Source organism: Methylobacterium sp. J-070, assembly GCF_022829385.1.
Taxonomy (GTDB): Bacteria; Pseudomonadota; Alphaproteobacteria; order Rhizobiales; family Beijerinckiaceae; genus Methylobacterium.
The window spans coordinates 1-3,403 of sequence record NZ_JAKSXX010000043.1 but is presented as its reverse complement, the minus strand read 5'-3'; the positions used below and the strand labels follow the sequence as shown (position 1 = coordinate 3,403).

The window sequence follows — 3,403 nt, the reverse complement described above, 5'->3', positions numbered from 1 at the left end:
ATAGCGAAGGCCCGCGCGGCTATGCTGCCGCCGGGTGGTCGGGGTCCACATGGCAGGTCCAGGTCAGGCTTCAGCACCCCCCTGGAATCATCGCCATCCCGGCCACTCAACCCCGCCTCAGACCCTTATCGGACGGGCTCTCAGCCTGACGAAGAGCAAATGCCCCGGCAGTGAGCGCGGCGACCATAACGATAAGGCTCACGAGAGCGAGAGGCATCGGAGACTCCTAGCCAGCCCCAACGTCGATATAGACAGCTCGTTGCAGTAGTGTCCGAAGCCTGACGGCTTCTTGCAAGACGGTCATGTCGGGCGCAGCAGCAGCTCGGCGCAGATGTCGGCGACGAACTGAATGGGTTCGCGTTCCATCCAGTCCGCGCAGCCGTGAGCGATCAGGCTCAATAGTAGAACCGCCGCGGACCGTAGTACGGGCCGCCATAGAACCGACGCGGGCCGTAGAAGCGCCGCGGACCGTAGTAGCCGTAGCGGCGGAAGATCGGCCGGCAGTAGCCGAAGCGACCGGGTGCGAAGCCAGGGCCGCAGCCGTAGGCGACGTCGGTGATCGGCGCTGTGCCGGTGATCGCATCAACTGCGACCGGTGCCATGGGAGCGGCGCTAGCGGCCGAAGCAAGGCCGAGACCACTAGCGATAGCGGCGGCTGCCGTGAGCATCTTCAGGTGCGTCATGATCAGACCTCCTGTGCGAACCCGGGCCGCGGAACTGGCCGTGGGGAAGATACAGATCGCATCGGCGACGTGAATGGGAAGTGACCCTGGCCATAACGGCCTGCAAACAAACGGACCTCCGCCCTCGTCGCGGCATGTTGGGCGGCACGGCCGTGGCCGCTGTCACCTACAAGCCGATCCCGGTTCACATGGCCTGGTGCTCGGCCGTGGCCGCGACCGACGCGGAGATGACGGCGTTCGAGGCTGAGCTGGAGGCACAGGCATGAGCCGGCCTGCCGCCTCCGATCTGACGCCAACGGGGGCATTCGTCCTCGGGCTCGTGCAGAGCATCGAGCGTCGTGAGCCTGATGCACCCGCAGCTATCGCCTTCCGAACCGCACTCGCCCGCAAGGGGCGTGAAGTTTACGCGGCTGATGGCGTCGAGGCCCTCGACATCCTTATGAACGCGCTCGCCAACACGGATCCAGATCGAGCTGAGGTTCGGATGACGATCCTGCGCGCCGTGTGGGCTGATCTGCTGTCGGGGTCCGGCGGGACGGCTCGGCCATGACCCCATGCGATCAAGCCGCCCTTGCCGTTGGCATTCAGGCCGCCCGCCAAATGGCGCTCACCGCCGCTGTCACCATCATGGTCCGGGACGGTTTTGTTGGAGGGAGAGGGTGAGTCGTGCGGAACCGCCGTGGTTGGTCGCGGTTCCCACGCATACTCGCTTCCACCCTGCCACTCGGTCTCCGGGTGAACAACGACGTAAATCTCTGCCAAGCCTACGCCCAGTGCCGCAATGTGGCGCCGCGGCACTGCCGCATCGAAGGACGCGAGGCCGTGCTCTACCATCCCTTCCCCACGCCGGGTGATCGTACTGATATCAAGCGGGCGCGCGTCGCCTGCCCAGTCGTGGCAACCCAGATCGAAATTCTAGGACGGGACGCCTGAGATGGCACTGGGATCGACCTCCGAGCGCGCGATCGTGGTCGGAGCCGGTCTTGCAGCTCTGCGTGGCGCTGAGGCGATGCGCGAGGCTGGGTTCTCCGGTCCACTGGCCATCGTGGGCGCCGAGCCATACCGCCCCTACGACCGCCCGCCCCTGTCAAAACATGTTCTCACCGGCGAGATCCAAGCGGATGCGACCACCCTGCCGAGCAGCCTTGGTTCAGACGTCGATTGGCACCTCGGCAGCCCAGCTGTGCGTCTCGACCGTGGATCCCGCACCCTGCATCTCGCGAGCGGGTGTGGCCTGTCCTACGACCGTTTGTTGATCGCTACAGGCACCCGCGCCCGACCCTGGCCGAACCCGCACGAGGGCCAGCTCGCAGGGGTATTCACCCTACGCGGGCGGGACGATGCCGTCGCTCTGCGACAAGCGCTTGCCGCCGGTCCGAAGCGTGTGGTGGTGATCGGCGGCGGCTTGATCGGCTGTGAGGTCGCGAGCGCATGCCGGCGGCTCGACCTGCCTGTGACCCTGGTCCAGCTTGGCTCGGCACCGCTCGCACGCGCACTGGGCCGATATATCGGCACGATTGTCGGCGCCATGCACGAGTCCCGCGGGGTTGATCTACGTCTCGGCTTTGAGGTTGAATGGCTGGAGGATGTGGGCGGCCGGTTCGTAGCCGCTCATCTCACGGACGGGACGCGTATCGCGGCTGACGTGGCGGTGATTGCACTCGGCGCCGTACGCAACACTGAGTGGCTTGATGGTTCCGGCCTGTCGTTCGATGTCGGTGGGGTTGACTGCGACGCGGATGGTTACGTCCTCGACGTAGACGGGCGGCCCGACCCCATGGTCGCGGCGGCAGGAGATGTCGCACGCTTCCCCCACCCACTCTATGGTGGGCGCCGCATCGCCGTAGAGCACTGGGGCCACGCCGTTGCGCAAGGCGCACGCGCCGGTCGCTTGCTCGCCGGGGGCAACCCCGAACAGAGCTACGCCACGCTTCCGGCCTTCTGGTCGTCTCAAGCCGGTGTCACCATCAAGTCGGCTGGGCTCACGGAAGGCGCGGACGCGATGACGATCGCACATGGCGACGTAGCCTCAGGCCGCTTCCTCATTCTCTATGGGCGAGAGGGCCGCTGCATCGCTGCTGTGTCGGTCGATTGCGGGCGCTGGCTACCAGCCTATGCCGCGCTGATTGCTGAGGAGGCCCCCTTCCCGCCCAAGGGCGCAGCGACCGACCGGGCTAAACCGCTCGATATCCTCGCGCCGGGTCTGTCCTGACACCGTTCCGCGGACACACCAGGGCCGATGTCAGCTCTGTCAGGCAGATTGAGGACTTTGCCAACCGCGCGGATCCAACATCAGTTCATCCCAGAGCGCGTCCGGGCGATGCGTGCGCGGATCGAGCAGCCTGGATCCCCAAGTCGGCGGCGAGCGCTGTCTTTCAGGTTCTCGTCGAGGTTGCACCGGACACCGTGGTAGCTGATCCCGATGAACAGTCGTGAAATCCCATAGCCGGTGCTATACATCCGACCTGTTCTTGGCCTGTTGTTTACAGGTCGGCCGCCCGAAAGCTTGACCGATGCCGAGAGAGGACATCCACTTCGAGCCCGGCCAATCCGGCAACCCAGCCGGCCGCCCCCGCGGCTCGCGCAACCGCTCCACGCTGGCCCTTGAGGCGATCTTCGAGGGCGAGGCGGAAGCCCTGTCCCGCAAGGCCATCGAGCAGGCCCTGGCCGGCGACGGGGGCGCGATGAAGCTGTGCCTGGACCGCCTGCTTTCGCCCCGC

General features: G+C 66.2%; 3 protein-coding genes. 2 read left to right on the top strand and 1 reads right to left on the bottom strand.

The window, feature by feature from the left end:
* Positions 1-395: 395 nt before the first annotated feature.
* Positions 396-683 carry a GCG_CRPN prefix-to-repeats domain-containing protein gene (locus MKL01_RS02005; protein ID WP_243903564.1) on the bottom strand — a complete coding sequence of 96 codons (288 nt, stop codon included), beginning with the start codon at positions 681-683 and terminating at the stop codon, positions 396-398.
* 934 nt (positions 684-1,617) lie between these two features.
* On the opposite strand from MKL01_RS02005, the gene MKL01_RS02000 reads away from it, so the two are divergent.
* On the top strand, positions 1,618-2,895 hold the full coding sequence (locus MKL01_RS02000; RefSeq protein WP_243903563.1) for an NAD(P)/FAD-dependent oxidoreductase: 1,278 nt from the start codon (positions 1,618-1,620) through the stop codon (positions 2,893-2,895).
* 301 nt (positions 2,896-3,196) lie between these two features.
* Positions 3,197-3,403, top strand: a 207-nt coding sequence (locus MKL01_RS01995; RefSeq protein WP_243903562.1) for a DUF5681 domain-containing protein, incomplete at its 3' end; no start/stop codon positions are given.

Bases quoted from the DNA above. Each gene is read 5' to 3' on its own strand.
- MKL01_RS02005 (WP_243903564.1), bottom strand. From the start codon at position 683: ATGACGCACCTGAAGATGCTCACGGCAGCCGCCGCTATCGCTAGTGGT.
- MKL01_RS02000 (WP_243903563.1), top strand. From the start codon at position 1,618: ATGGCACTGGGATCGACCTCCGAGCGCGCGATCGTGGTCGGAGCCGGT.